A 13,575-nucleotide genomic window follows, 5' to 3' on the forward strand; every position below is an offset into this window, starting at 1 on the left:
CACCAAAATTTATTACATTTCTATTTTAATACAGTTATACGTAAATAAAAATAATTTTTGGCTATCCTAAGAAATTTAGAGGTTATTCTTTTTTGTTGGATGATGGCATAAAGATTTTAGTATTTGTAAACTACTAACTCTCCGTTGATAAAATTAGCCATGTAGACTTCTGACACGTCGATATGCCGCTTTTCCAATTGTTCGTTGATCCATTCTTCGTCGTGACCAGAAGTTGACAGCTCTTCCATATCGATTTTGCCATCCAAAATAATCGGATACTTGTAGCTATCTTCATTTTTCAGCAAAATCGTGAGTTGACCGTTACGTTCAAAAACCGCCCGGCTGACTTTTCTTACATCTAGAACTCCTGCTTGGCGTAATTTGAATGACAAGTCATTAGCGGACAAGCCATTACGCAAAGCTAAATCGACATCAATTTTGCCATTTCTAACGATCACTTGTGGTGTACCTTCAATTATTTTCTTGAAGAAATTATTGTGATTTGTCAAAAACTTAGCTACAAAAACCACCAAGGTCCAAATCAACAAGACCAAAGTAAATTGTAAAATCGTGATGCTGGAATTATAGATCATCCCACCTACAATTCCACCAAGTACATAGTTTTGTAGTTGATCGATCGCACTAGTTGGGGCAATGTTACCACGACCGAATAGATTGATTTGCAAAACCATGAATAAGAAACCGATGATAAATTTTAAAGTTAAATCTCCATATAACAAAACCATATCTCCACCTATTTTTTAATCAATTGAATTTTTTGTGAGCTAATAATGCTAGCTTTCGTCAACGTGTAACTGGATTGGTTACTATCAAAACTGACTCGATAAATGTTATCGCCAGCTTTGATCAACATCCCTTCAGTCAAACTAGAACTATTCGAATATAATTTTTTAGTAGAAACTTTCTTCTCTTTAGCCACTGACTTCATTAATTCCAACGTTTGGCTAGTTTTATTATTAATATCCAATTTTTGTTCATAATTATTGTAATTAATCCCTATAAATAGGAAGATACCCAATCCAAAAATTATCAACAAATCACGATATTTGTTGTCAGAGCGATTTTTAAAATACAAATAGCTAGTAACAAAAATGGCCACCGCTAAGACTAAAATTCCAATGATGAATAAGAAATTAGGCTCATTATTGTGGGCAATTAAGTAATCATACGAATAAAAACTCATTTATATCCCCTCAACTATTTTTTTATTTACGATTAGTATAGCAAAAAATCATGTTTTACCCTGTTTAAAGCGCCTCCAATTTAATTTGCTTGCGCAAGTATTCAAACTGCTGCATAATACTTAGAAGTTAATGGCATTAGGTGGTGAATAAAAATGAGTCAACCTTCAAATCTATGTACGTGGTTGGAAATGAAGCACTTTGAAAACGACATTCAAACACGATTGGAAAAAGTTCTCAATAAATTTGACCTTTCACCAGTCGAATTCAGTTTCTTACATTACTTGTATGATCAGTACGATTCCAAAGCTAGTTTGCTTGAAATCAAAGATTCCCTCAAACTCAGTTCCGCAGCTGTTTCACGAATGGCTGTCCGTCTGGAAGAAAAGGACTGCAAACCTTTGATACGTTATCATAGCGACGAAAATCAAAAAGAAATCTGTCTGCAAATTACGACCTCAGGTATCGCACACTTCAAGGAAGCTGCCAAAGTTGTCGATGGGTCACTAAATGAATTATTTTCCAGTCTAGATTTCAAAAATTTACGTGATATTATAAATTCTATTAATTAGAATCCCGTCATGGGGTTCTTTTTCTTTGTCCATGACTTTCTCCAGTGGCAGTTTAAGTTTATTCTTGGTAGTTTTTGGTTTAGCTTCCTTAGCCAGCAACCAATTATCTGGCTTCATCGTTCAATCCCATTGCTTCAAGCTTGGGAATTTCTTTAAGTTCAGCAGCCGGTTCAATGATCGTTGGTAACTTCGGACTCAATTTTGTTGGTTTTGGTGGGGCAATTTTTACATTAGGAGCTTTATTAATAAATCTAAAATTAAATAACATTATTACAACAGAAGCTAAAAAATAATTATATATAAATTTATAAACTTTCTTCATGGTGTCACCTAAAACGACAAATATTGTCGCCCCTCTTTGCTAGAATTTGAATTGTAAGTAAACGATCAAAGGGGATATTTAAAATGAAAAAACATTTTGGACCAATTGTTTTAGGGATTATTGCCATGACTTTAACTGCTCCTGCAGTAAACGCAACAACTGTTTTGGCAGACGAAAATGGGGATGTTGCAACGCCTAGTGGGGAACAAGCAGATAAAAGCAAAGCTCAAACAGACCTAGAGACTTCACTAGCACAACTTAAAGCTAAAATTTCCGTAAACGATTTAGCTGACACTCAAATCAAAACATTAGAAAACGCCTATACTAAATACTCTAATGAAGCGCAAAAAGCTACAACTGACGCTGAACGTAACGAAATTATTTCTTTTATTGCTTATTACTTAGATTCAAAATCAACTATCAACTATACCTTTGATGTTCCAAGTGGAATTATCAAAGGAACTGATGAAAAAGTGGCACTACCAAACATTCAAAAACAATTTACAAAACCAGGAACTTACCCACTTTACATTGGAAATAATGATGTAGAATTTGCTAACAATACTGATGATAAAACCGCAAGATCAATCAACCTAACACTAGATAAAGATGGCAAATTTACAATCGATCCAAATTATCTAGACAAAGACGGCAATATTTTATTGAAGTCTAATTTATCAAAAGATTCATTGACTGAAGAAATTAAACAAGCAGAAGACACAATGTCAACTCACTTTACATCTTCTGATCCTGAAGCTTTAAAATCAGTTATTGCTGAGATGTCTAAGGACTTAAACACTATTGAAATTCCCGCTGAAGCTAGCTACACCGATTTAAGTAAAGTCAAAGAAGAGATTCAGAACACCATCTCTAAATACTCCACTTTCGTTCAATATGGTAATCGCGGAATGGCAGGTGTTCCCGTTGTTAAAGGTGCTTCTGTTTCCTTCCAAACTGAACCTGGTGGGAATTACCTCAAATTAGCATTCGATAAAGATGGCTCAAATCTAACTAGTGCTGAATTTACTGACAAAGATGGCAATCCCATTAAAGTTTCCGAAAACGTTAATATTACGACTGACCTATCCGATCAAAAAGTAACAACCGACAACGAAATCGGCACAAACGAACCTGAAACACCAATCGTTACTCCATCAACTGATGACAACAATTCATCATCAAACACAACAACAGACACAAATAAGAAAGCTATTTCAAATTACTCATCTGTCTTCTATGCCCTTCCTAACAAGAATGTTCATCTTTACAATGAAAACGGCGAACTAATCACTAATCGTGGACTTAGTGGTAACACTGATTGGAAAGCCGACAAAAAGATGACACTTAATAACGAAGTTTATCTACGTGTCGCAACAAACGAATGGGTTAAGTTAACTGACGGACTAGAAGTTAACTTAAATAATACCGTTGTTAACACCCTAAATGATGCTCATCTTTACAATGCTAAAGGTGATTTGATCACTAATCGTGGATTAGCTAAGAACACTGCTTGGAGAAGTGATAAAACTGCCTCAATCAACGGTCAAACAATGTATCGTGTTGCTACTAACGAATGGGTTAAAGCATCTGACATTAAGTAACCAAAAAACTATTTTATTAAAAAGAAGCTGTATTAATGAATTTCATTTTCATTAGTACGGCTTCTTTTTTGTTTCTTCAATTTTTTTAGCTTGTTTCAGCGATGATACTCGACGAATTAATTTCTCAATCAAGAACATTGCTGGTGTTTGCGTCGTCACATTATCACTCTCAATCATCTGTTGCGTGGCAAAATAAGTCAGCGTGTATTGACTCATTTTTGCAATTGTCGACGTAACATTATTGGTGATAGCCACGACTGGTATTTTATGTTTAATAAAATTATCAATGTATTTGATGATGATGTGGTTTTCACCCGATACTGAACAGACGACTAAACATAATTCATCGCCTACATTATCATCAAAATCCACAATTGGATTATCGATGGGATTTTGAATTAGTAGTGACAAATTGACAAAGCTCGAATAGTTGACTGCACCAAATTCAGCTAGTATTTTGGAAGTTCCCTCACCTATCCACAGTACTTGTTTGCGGGTCAAAAGCATTTTGGCGACCTCATCTATTTTTTTGCGTCCATCTGCTGTATCAGTCTCCATGATTGAACGAACGATTTCCCCACTATCCAAATCAGTTGGATATTCCTGATTCAAATGTTTGTTAGCAACATATAATTTCAAGCGTGTTTTGAATTCTGACCAACCGGCACAATCAAATTTTTGACAAAAGCGTTGAATGCTGGCTGTGCTACAATATGTAATTTTTGCCAAATCACGGATTCGCATGTATACGACCGTATTCATATTCTTGACTATCACACGGTAAATTATCATATCTGTTTCCGTCAACTCTGGCGTATGATCTAGAAAGAGCATTCCATTACCTACTTTGTAAACGATTTATTAACTCAATCTTACATTACTTGGAATTGCCTTAGCAAGAGCATTTCAGTGCATTTGTGATAAATATGACATTTTTGTCACTAGTTGTATCATTTTTAGAGAAAGAAAAAAGGATGATCGGGGGTCATCCTTCTTACTTTCCCTTTGTCATGGTTTTTATGACTTAGGGAGAGTTATGGGGTCGACACTTTTGTCGACCATTTAACTCTTGATTGTTTGTTTTTTTGATTTCTTCTGTAGTTTCTTTTTGTTTATAGATTTGGTTCTCTTTGGAAAGTGCTTGGCAATATAGCTAAAACGCGTTACGCAGGCCTGCTTCACGCTCTGCTCTATGCTGCGTCAAGTGCTTTATTAGCTTTATTCATTTCAATAGCAGTACTCATATAAACAAATGGTGCATAAATCAAGGCGGCTACTGCGATATTGATTGCGGCAATAACTCCTCCTTGCCAACTAGCAGTGGCGATAATTCCACCGATAATTGGTGGTGTTACCCAAGGCGGCATACTTGTTGCTGCCGGCATGAAACCACTAGCTGTAGCGAAGTAAGCAATACTTACACAGACCATTGGAGCTAAAATATATGGTACGAATAAGATTGGATTCAAGACTAATGGAAGTCCGAATGCCAATGGTTCATTGATGTTGAATAAACCTGGAGCTGTTGCTAGGGATGCAACTGACATATAAGGTTTATTCTTTCGACCAACGATAAAGATAGCGATGATCAATCCAATTGTTACACCAGTACCACCGATGTTAACGAATGAATCCATAAATGGTTTGTTAACGATGTAAGGAATTTCCTTACCGGCTTTCAATGCTGCGGCATTAGCTTGAATAGCTGGAGCATTGATAGTTTGCATAAATGGTTCGATCATGTTGGCACCATGAAGACCAAAGAACCATAAGAATGGTGTGATAAAGGCAATCAATAGTGCAGTTGGATATGAGTTGGCCATACCCATGAATGGCTCTTGAACAGCCTTGTAGAAAGCTGTAACAACATTTTCGATACCCATTGCATTTAGAAGCATCGTAATGAAACCAAATACCGTAACTGTGATAATGGCTGGAAGTAAGGCAGCAAATGACTTAGCAACTGCTGGTGGAACCCCGTCAGGCATTTTGATAGTAAATTTATCTACATCAGATAAACGTCTAAATAGTTCAGTAGAAAGTAAACCGACTAACAAGGCCACGAACAATCCAGCTGAATCCATTCCTTGTGCACCACCAACGGCGAAGAAAGAACCTAATGATACGATACCGGCAGAAATTCCGTCAACACCATAAGACTTAGCCAAGTTGTGAGCAACTAGGAAAGAAATAAAGATAGATAGAATGGCAAATGATCCATTCCAGATATTTCCACCTAATAGAGTCCAAACATATGAATCCCCCATCTTTTGACTGAAGACCCCATTCATAAAGTCTATGAACCCAGGAATAGGTAGATTGTTGATCAATACGGCGAAGGCACCAACAATCATTAATGGCATTGTGTAAGCGAAAGCATCACGAATTGCAATTAAATGACGTTGATTACCAATCTTTGAAGCAACTGGTAAAAAGTGTTTCTCCATAAAAGCAATAAAACTTTTCATCTCTTAACCCCCTCTTTTTGGTATACATAATTTATATCATGTTTATGTAAGGGCTATCAATGATACCTGTGACACTTTATTGCCAGGGAAATTCTAAATTAATATTCCGGTTAAATTTTTCTTGGGCTAATAATTTTTGCAAACGTTCACGCTGACGAGATTCGTACCCATTGCAGACAAACTGAGCCTCTTCTGAATCCGGTTCAATTTTTGGCAAAACAATACTCTTGTCAGTCACCACAAAAGTTGAAAAACATGTCAAACCCAAAAATCTCTCACCCGTCTTCAAATGCTCACCAATAATTTTCGTAAAAACTTCGATCGAACGCTTTCCGACACCCGAGACATAAGACTCCGTGCACATCGAATCTTGCAATGTAAATGGCAAAATAAAGTTAACTTGATCCACGGAAGCAGTCACTGTCTGATTTCGAGCAATTCGAGCTGCCGCAATCGAAGAATTATCATCGATCGTCATCAAAGTTTTGCCACCAAAAACCGTCTCATGTTCATTCAAGTCAGAAGAGAAAACTCGATGGTTACTAATCGATAAAGTGGAACTACATTTTACAGTTGTCATAATTTTTACCTCGTATGTAAAAAAATAAGCCACAATGCATAGGCATTAATGACTTTAATAATTATTCAACTGATCCCTCCCGGGATCGAACCGGGGACCTACTGCTTAGGAGGCAGTTGCTCTATCCAACTGGGCCAAGGGACCAAAAACACTATATAAGAATTATAACATTAACTTATTAACTGAAAAGACAAAAAATCCCTATAAATCAGACTTAGTCTAATTTTATAGAGATTTTTTAATTCGAACTATTAATTTTTCTTAACGTGTTTACCCTTATTCTTCTGGTCACGCAAACGTTTCTTGGCTTTAGGTTTATCCTTTTTAGCAGCTGGAACGATTTTTTTAACTGGTTTCTTCGAAAGAGTTCCATCAGTCTTCAAGTAAACCTTATTAATTTCTATCCCAGTGAATTCACGTAAATTCTTCAAATCATGGCCGTTACCGAAAGTAATCACCTTGCCGCTCTTACCCATTCTGCCAGTCCGACCAGCACGATGAACGTATTCACTGTCATCACGAGGAATCATGTAGTTAACAATAGTCGTAATATTATTGATGTCCATTCCACGCGCAGCCACATCAGTCGTCAATAACAAATTAACTTTTTTACTGGCAAACAAACTGATGGCATTCTTACGTTGTTGTGAAGACATCTTACTATCCAAAGCCGTAAAATTAGTCTTATCGTGATTCAAGTCACTGATAGTCTTATGCAGTGATCTTGAATTATTGAAAAAGACGATTCCCAGAAACTTCTTATTATGTGCCAACTCACGCACTAAAGCGTTTTTAACGAAATCACTATTGGCGTCAATAAAATAGTGCTTAATTCCAGCTGTGTAAGTCGTATCATTTCTCTGGTCAATGATTTCAAAGTCTTGGCCGAACCACTTGTGCATATCCTTAAATGTTTCAACACCTGTAGCTGAGAAGAATGTCATTTGAACATCAGCCGGCATTTGAGCAATCGTTTGACGAACCGGTTCAAGTTTAGTCTCATTCAACATTTCATCTGCTTCATCAACAATTACTGAATTGAGATTGCCAAGTTTGATCTTGCGTGATTGAGTCAATTCATTCAAACGGCCTAAAGTTGCCACAATAATCTCTGGCTTTTCCTTTAGCTTCTTTAATTGCCGTTGGGGATTAGCTCCACCAGTGATAGCTTGAACTTTACAGTCAACTAATTTAGCCAGTGGCTGAATCACATCACGGACTTGCATTGCTAACTCCTGTGAAGGTTCTAAGATCAAAACTTGAAGTCCATCATTAGGAACTAAAGTTTCTAACATTGGCATAACAAAGCCGAGTGTCTTACCTGAGCCAGTTGGGGCCATGGCGACAAAGTCACGTCCCTCTTTAAATGGTAAGTAAACAGCCTCTTGAATCTTTGTTAGAGCTGTAAATTGATTTTGCTTAAAGTAAGCTTGATATAATTTTGGTATTTCCACTTTATTTTTCCTCATCTGCGCCAAAAACAAGTCCTGCACTCGTTCTGGCCTGTTCTAGAATTCTATTTACAATTCTAGCGTACTTCAAGAGTTTTTCATAAGTTTCTTGATCATTTTCATTAATTATTCTGGCAAATTCACTAGCTTCAGAGTCCATCGGATTATCAGCCTTTTGGGTTGGGATCGTAGTGATATTCTTATTTTCATCCGCCAACTTAATGTGCGTGATATCACCGCCGCTATCCATCAATAAAGTTTTCTTATTAAAGTAAATTTCTGACTGGAGATACGAATTCTTCGTCTTACCGATCAACATATTGACGTCGAAGTCAGGATACTTCAAAGTCAAACTACCTGAACCATCGATACCAGAAGACAATATTTCAGGAGAATAATCGACCTTATCAGGTTGTCCAAACAAAACAACCGCATCATAAATCGTATAGACCCCCAAATCGTACAAGGCCCCACCAGAAAACTTCGGATTGAAGATATTTGGCAACTTCCCTGCCTTAAAAGCATCATAGCGACTGGAGTACTTCATATAAGAAATAGTAGCTCCACTCAACTCCGAGCGATTGTCGTCAACATATTCTTGAATCTTCTTAAAAATAGGTTCGTGAATGTGTCTAGCAGCTTCGAATAAGAAAAGATTTTTCTCATGTGCTAAGTCATCCAAAATTGTAAATTCTCTGACCGTTGATGTACTAGGCTTTTCAACAATAACATTCTTACCATTTTCCAAAGCCAATTCAGCTTGACCAAAGTGCAGACCATTTGGAGAAGCAATATAAACCGTATCAAAGTCGTCACTCTTGAAGAATTCGTTCAAATCAGTACTAACTCTAATTTCAGTTTTCTTTAAATCATCAATAAATTGTTGAGCTTTTTGTGTCGTTCTTGAGTAAACATGCGTCAATTCAAAAGATTTTGTAATGTCGCAAGCATTGACAAACTGTTCTGTGATCCAATTCGTTCCAATTATTCCTAATCTAATCATAAAATCACCTCACTTTAATTTTACTTTTATGTAAGCGTAATTACTACAAAAAAACTCCCAAGAATCTATCAATATGTTATATAATCGAAACTTAGGCTATTTTAAAGGTCTTTCTTTTAATGGAATTGTTTATTTCTTAGCTTAGTTAGTGGTAAATTTCCGTCGTCCGTTCGGCTTTGTGGACGCTGGAACGCTGTGGGCACAACTTGAAGCCGATTCCAAAAGCGGGAATTGTCTCCAAGCTTGGCCTTCTTGTAAGTGCTAAAGCACTAACAAGAATTTCACGGCTGAGCATCCACAAAGCTGTCACTCCCGACTAGATAACGTCTTTTATTGTTTATCCAAATTAATTCGAAATTAGATAGTATCTTACTATTCTGAATACATTTAGTATTTTAGAGGATGGAATAAGATAATTTAATTTTAAATAATAAAACTACTAAATTCTATTTCAAAATAGAGCACAAATTTCTACTTGAATAGAAGACAAATAATACATAGAAACGTTATCTAATCCGGAATAGCAAAGCCGATTTGGCTCAGATGTGAAATTATTCTTAGCAATTTATTGCTTAGAATAAGGCCGAGCTTGGAGACTTTTTCCGGTTTTGAAAAAGGCTTCAAGTCGTGCCCACATCGTTCCAGCCAAAATCGGCTTTGCTATGGAGGACGGCATATTACACCCAAAAAGCAAAAGAAAGAACCTTTTTGAGAGGGGTAATTTTGCCTTATGGATTCAGAAACAGAAAAATTTAGTCTGAAACGAGACCTTGGGTTCTTTTCAGCTCTATCGACCGTGATGGGACTAGTTATTGGTGGCGGAGTCTTCTTCAAGATTTCCAGTGTTACTGCCGCAACTGGTAGTGCCAGTTTAACTATTTTAGTCTGGCTATTAGCTGGTTTTATTACGATCAATGCCGGTCTGACAATTGCAGAACTTGCTTCAGCAATTCCAGTGGCCGGTGGTATTTATAAATATATTGAATATATCTACGGTAAAATACCTGCTTTTCTTCTTGCTTGGGCACAATCGGTTATTTACTACCCAGCAGGAATCTCAGCATTATCAATCATTTTTGCTACACAAGTAATGAACCTTTGTAATATCGATAAAGTTTGGCAAATTCCAATTGCAATCTCTTTAGCGGTTTTTCTATACTTAGTAAATCTGCTCGGAGCCAAGGTTGGTGGCGGCATTCAAAATATTTCGTTGATTGCCAAGTTAATTCCTATTGCTTTGATTATTATCGTAGGACTTTTTACTAAATCTAGTAATCCTGTATCACTTTTCCCTGTTACTGCTGGAAATCATGCCAGTTTTTGGTCATCACTTGGTGGCGGTCTATTAGCAACGATGTTTGCCTTTGATGGTTGGATGAATGTTGGTAGTTTAGCTGGTGAAATGAAGCGTCCCGAGAAAGACTTGTCAAAATCAATCATTATCGGACTATTCGCTATCACTTTGATTTATGTCTTGATCAGCTTTGTCTTCATCAAAGAATTACCATTTCACTTGATTCCTGGAAATCAAAATGCCGCCTCCGAATCTGCCATCAGGATTTTTGGCGAGATCGGTGGAAAAATTGTGACAATTGGTATTCTTATTTCCGTTTTCGGTTCCGTCAACGGTTATACGATGACTGGTGCTCGTGTCACTTACGTTTTAGGATCTGACGATGATATTGTCTTTTCTAAATTCTTCTCTAAATTAACGAAAAACACTCGTGTTCCTGCAAATGCTGGTCTAGTACAAACTGTCATTGCTATCGTCATGATTTTCATGGGTAGTTTTGATTACTTGACTGATATGTTAGTTTTCGTCATGTGGATTTTCTCGATGATGATGTTCGTTGGGGTTTTCATTTTACGAAAGAAAGAACCCGAACTGACTCGTCCTTACAAGATCAATTTCTATCCAATTCCACCAATCATTGCTCTAGCTGGTGGTGCTTATATCATCATTTCCACAATTTTCCGTCAACCAGGATTAGCTTTCATGGGGATTGGAATTACGTTACTTGGTTTACCTGTCTACTATATTCATTATTTACACAAAAAGAAGTCGCTATAATGGCGGCTTTTTTTATTTGAGGTTATACTTTTGGTAGAGTCCAATTAACTAAAAAGGTGAATTTTTATGAAAGTTGATTTTCAAAATAAATTTGAAAAAAATTTAATTCATTTAACACTGAAAATTCAAAAACATTTGATTTATCGTATCATTCAAAAGACCTTACTTTTGGTTTTTCCGTTCGCACTCTTCGGCAGTTTCATTCGCATAATTCAGACAGTCGTCATTGGTAAAGAGGGATTCTTAACTGATGTTTTCCCAACAATCAATAACGACTTTTTAAATCGGCAAATTGAAAATATTTGTGCGGGTCTTTACAATTTGTCACTCGGATTCATTTCGGTTGTAGCGATTTTTGGAGCTGCTAAATATACTGCCAAATATTTCAAGCGTGATGACCAATTAGCAGGTATCACCGGTATCAGTTTTTACCTAATAGTTAATTACAGTTATTCCAAATTACAGCCATTTTCCTTCCATCCCCAAATTCTAGGCTTACGTGGACTTCTATTTGCGATGATATCGGGTATTCTCATCGGCTGGATCTTCAAAAAAGCAAGTCGTCCTATTCCAACTAGTGACATCGAGCAAAATATTTGGGAGCGTTCTTTCATCTCTGTTCGTCCCATCATCATTTCGCTGCTTGTAGCAATCGTTTTGAGTACCTTGATCAATATCACTTACTACGCTGAAGCCCCTGGTAATTTCATCAATGCCGTCGCCTCAGAATATTCATCCAAGAGTAATTTCGGTCAAATCATTAAAACTTTGATTTTCTCCGTCTACACGTTGGTAATGTCGTTTTTTGGATGGTCAGGTACTTATTCATCCCTCGGTGTGGAAAAAATGGATAAACTGTCAACTATCAATCTCAATTACGCTTTGGATCATCACACCGCTTGGAATGCTCCCAATCCTTTCACTAGTTCGTCTTTGTACCACGCTTTTGCCACGTTTGGTGGAACTGGAGCTGTCTTGGGTTTGATAATCGCTATTTTGATCATTTCACAAGATAAAGACTACCAAACCGTTGCTCGCTGGTCGATCATTCCTAGTCTTTTTAATATTAGTAGCGGTCTGATGACCGGAATCCCAATTTTATTTAACGTAATTTTTCTTATTCCATTCATCTTGGCACCACTAGCTAATATGTTAATGGCGGCTCTAGCGATTCAATTCCATTTAATGCCACCTAGCGTCTATCCTGTGCCCGTCGGAACGCCTGGACCATTAACTGCATTCATCGGTACAAACGGCAGCTGGCAAGCGTTAGGCTTCTCTATTTTGGCTATCGTCATTTCAACTCTGATTTACATTCCTTTTGTGAAGATGGCTATCAAAGTTAAAGAATTAGACAACTTAACCTCTGAAGAAGGTGAACATTAATGCATTTCAGAACGCTAAGAAAAAATAAAAATTTTAAATATTTAGTAGCGATTGCTTTATTTTTCATCCTGCTTGGTATCCCTTCTTACATTTGGACTAAGAAAAATGTCACTACTTTAGCAGGAAGATATAATTCGCCAATGTCACCAATCATCATGATTCCCGGTTCAAGTGCCTCAGCTAATAGATTCGATGATCTAGTTAAAACTATCAATAGTAAATATGGCGAACACCACAGCTTACTTAAAATGACCGTACACTTAGACGACTCTATTTCGTATACCGGTAAGATTCGGGCTAACGACACGCAACCGTTTATCGTCGTTGGTTTTGACAACAATAAAGACGGTTATTCCAATATTCAAAAACAAGTTCAATGGTTCAATATCGCCTTTAACGCAATTAAAAAACGATACCGCTTCAATACCTTTAATGCCTTTGGACATTCAAATGGTGGCTTGATCTGGACCATTTTCTTAGAAAAGTATTTTGATGATTCAACGATGACGCTCAATCAAATGTTGACCGTCGGTACACCATATAATTTTGAAGAAAAGAATAGTTCTAACCGTACTCAAATGCTCAATGATTTAATTAAAGATAAAGACAAAATTCCTAGCAATCTAACTTATTATTCCATCGCCGGAACAAAACTTTATACCGATGATGGAATCGTTCCTTTAGGCAGCGTTGATGCTGGTAAGTATATTTATGAAGGTCACATTAAGCACTATACCTTAATTACCTTAACTGGTAGCAAAGCTCAACACTCCGATATGATTGCTAGCAACCAATTCATCAACATTTTTCACCAATACATCATTGGTAACGGCGTAACTAATCCAGATTCTCCAGACAGCAAACAGAGTGCGATAGCAAATAACTGATTGCTGACGTCTTCCTTATTGTATATATCAAA

Annotated in this window: 13 protein-coding genes and 1 tRNA gene; 5 read left to right on the top strand and 9 right to left on the bottom strand. The window is 36.8% G+C overall.

Translation table 11 applies throughout. From position 1 onward, the window contains the following. Positions 1 to 116: 116 nt before the first annotated feature. Together U8521_RS05380 and U8521_RS05385 are read right to left on the bottom strand one after the other, a co-directional pair. Positions 117 to 746 (bottom strand): DUF421 domain-containing protein, encoded by a 630-nt coding sequence (locus U8521_RS05380; RefSeq protein ID WP_334332228.1) that lies wholly within the window; start codon positions 744 to 746, stop codon positions 117 to 119. A gap of 8 nt (positions 747 to 754) precedes the next feature. After that, the gene (locus U8521_RS05385) at positions 755 to 1,204 is read right to left on the bottom strand and encodes a DUF3290 domain-containing protein (RefSeq protein ID WP_334332227.1); all 450 of its coding nucleotides are present in this window, start codon (positions 1,202 to 1,204) and stop codon (positions 755 to 757) included. 153 nt (positions 1,205 to 1,357) lie between these two features. On the opposite strand from U8521_RS05385, the gene U8521_RS05390 reads away from it, so the two are divergent. Continuing rightward, positions 1,358 to 1,774 (top strand): hypothetical protein, encoded by a 417-nt coding sequence (locus U8521_RS05390; protein ID WP_334352097.1) that lies wholly within the window; start codon positions 1,358 to 1,360, stop codon positions 1,772 to 1,774. A 103-nt stretch (positions 1,775 to 1,877) separates the two neighbouring features. Here U8521_RS05390 and U8521_RS05395 read toward each other — a convergent pair whose 3' ends face one another. Continuing rightward, complete coding sequence (locus U8521_RS05395; RefSeq protein ID WP_334332225.1) at positions 1,878 to 2,096, bottom strand: hypothetical protein; 219 nt, start codon at positions 2,094 to 2,096, stop codon at positions 1,878 to 1,880. An 83-nt stretch (positions 2,097 to 2,179) separates the two neighbouring features. Between U8521_RS05395 and U8521_RS05400 the strand changes: the two genes are divergently transcribed. Continuing rightward, entirely contained in the window at positions 2,180 to 3,697 is a 1,518-nt protein-coding gene (locus U8521_RS05400) for an SLAP domain-containing protein (RefSeq protein ID WP_334352098.1), read from the top strand. Positions 3,698 to 3,748: 51 nt separating this feature from the next. On the opposite strand, the gene U8521_RS05405 is transcribed toward U8521_RS05400, so the two are convergent. The 6 genes from U8521_RS05405 to U8521_RS05430 form a co-directional block, all read right to left on the bottom strand. Continuing rightward, on the bottom strand, positions 3,749 to 4,531 hold the full coding sequence (locus U8521_RS05405) for a MurR/RpiR family transcriptional regulator (protein ID WP_334332223.1): 783 nt from the start codon (positions 4,529 to 4,531) through the stop codon (positions 3,749 to 3,751). 356 nt (positions 4,532 to 4,887) lie between these two features. Then, the gene (locus U8521_RS05410) at positions 4,888 to 6,165 is read right to left on the bottom strand and encodes a PTS sugar transporter subunit IIC (RefSeq protein WP_334332222.1); all 1,278 of its coding nucleotides are present in this window, start codon (positions 6,163 to 6,165) and stop codon (positions 4,888 to 4,890) included. A gap of 76 nt (positions 6,166 to 6,241) precedes the next feature. Continuing rightward, positions 6,242 to 6,745: an acyl-CoA thioesterase gene (locus U8521_RS05415; protein WP_334352099.1), complete on the bottom strand. Its 504-nt coding sequence runs from the start codon at positions 6,743 to 6,745 to the stop codon at positions 6,242 to 6,244. Between the two features lie 70 nt (positions 6,746 to 6,815). Then, positions 6,816 to 6,889: transfer RNA gene (locus tag U8521_RS05420), tRNA-Arg, on the bottom strand. A 107-nt stretch (positions 6,890 to 6,996) separates the two neighbouring features. After that, positions 6,997 to 8,199 (bottom strand): DEAD/DEAH box helicase, encoded by a 1,203-nt coding sequence (locus U8521_RS05425; RefSeq protein ID WP_334352100.1) that lies wholly within the window; start codon positions 8,197 to 8,199, stop codon positions 6,997 to 6,999. 1 nt (position 8,200) lies between these two features. Further along, on the bottom strand, positions 8,201 to 9,199 hold the full coding sequence (locus U8521_RS05430; protein ID WP_334352101.1) for a Gfo/Idh/MocA family protein: 999 nt from the start codon (positions 9,197 to 9,199) through the stop codon (positions 8,201 to 8,203). Positions 9,200 to 9,929: 730 nt separating this feature from the next. Here U8521_RS05430 and U8521_RS05435 point away from each other — a divergent pair. The 3 genes from U8521_RS05435 to U8521_RS05445 all read left to right on the top strand — a co-directional run bounded on the left by U8521_RS05435 (position 9,930) and on the right by U8521_RS05445 (position 13,543). Further along, positions 9,930 to 11,270: an APC family permease gene (locus U8521_RS05435; protein WP_334352102.1), complete on the top strand. Its 1,341-nt coding sequence runs from the start codon at positions 9,930 to 9,932 to the stop codon at positions 11,268 to 11,270. 66 nt (positions 11,271 to 11,336) lie between these two features. Beyond that, the gene (locus tag U8521_RS05440; protein WP_334352103.1) at positions 11,337 to 12,656 is read left to right on the top strand and encodes a PTS transporter subunit EIIC; all 1,320 of its coding nucleotides are present in this window, start codon (positions 11,337 to 11,339) and stop codon (positions 12,654 to 12,656) included. Further along, the gene (locus tag U8521_RS05445) at positions 12,656 to 13,543 is read left to right on the top strand and encodes an alpha/beta hydrolase (RefSeq protein ID WP_334332216.1); all 888 of its coding nucleotides are present in this window, start codon (positions 12,656 to 12,658) and stop codon (positions 13,541 to 13,543) included. Before U8521_RS05440 ends, U8521_RS05445 begins: the two co-directional genes overlap by 1 nt. Positions 13,544 to 13,575 lie beyond the last annotated feature (32 nt).

This window comes from Companilactobacillus miaonis, from assembly GCF_036913615.1.
Taxonomy (GTDB): Bacteria; Bacillota; Bacilli; order Lactobacillales; family Lactobacillaceae; genus Companilactobacillus.

Excerpts from the sequence above, each read along its gene's own strand:
- U8521_RS05390 (WP_334352097.1), top strand. The coding sequence starts at position 1,358 with ATGAGTCAACCTTCAAATCTATGTACGTGGTTGGAAATGAAGCACTTT.
- U8521_RS05415 (WP_334352099.1), bottom strand. The coding sequence starts at position 6,745 with ATGACAACTGTAAAATGTAGTTCCACTTTATCGATTAGTAACCATCGA.
- U8521_RS05395 (WP_334332225.1), bottom strand. The coding sequence starts at position 2,096 with ATGAAGAAAGTTTATAAATTTATATATAATTATTTTTTAGCTTCTGTT.
- U8521_RS05440 (WP_334352103.1), top strand. The coding sequence starts at position 11,337 with ATGAAAGTTGATTTTCAAAATAAATTTGAAAAAAATTTAATTCATTTA.
- U8521_RS05380 (WP_334332228.1), bottom strand. The coding sequence starts at position 746 with ATGGTTTTGTTATATGGAGATTTAACTTTAAAATTTATCATCGGTTTC.
- U8521_RS05410 (WP_334332222.1), bottom strand. The coding sequence starts at position 6,165 with ATGAAAAGTTTTATTGCTTTTATGGAGAAACACTTTTTACCAGTTGCT.
- U8521_RS05405 (WP_334332223.1), bottom strand. The coding sequence starts at position 4,531 with ATGCTCTTTCTAGATCATACGCCAGAGTTGACGGAAACAGATATGATA.
- U8521_RS05445 (WP_334332216.1), top strand. The coding sequence starts at position 12,656 with ATGCATTTCAGAACGCTAAGAAAAAATAAAAATTTTAAATATTTAGTA.
- U8521_RS05435 (WP_334352102.1), top strand. The coding sequence starts at position 9,930 with ATGGATTCAGAAACAGAAAAATTTAGTCTGAAACGAGACCTTGGGTTC.
- U8521_RS05400 (WP_334352098.1), top strand. The coding sequence starts at position 2,180 with ATGAAAAAACATTTTGGACCAATTGTTTTAGGGATTATTGCCATGACT.
- U8521_RS05385 (WP_334332227.1), bottom strand. The coding sequence starts at position 1,204 with ATGAGTTTTTATTCGTATGATTACTTAATTGCCCACAATAATGAGCCT.
- U8521_RS05430 (WP_334352101.1), bottom strand. The coding sequence starts at position 9,199 with ATGATTAGATTAGGAATAATTGGAACGAATTGGATCACAGAACAGTTT.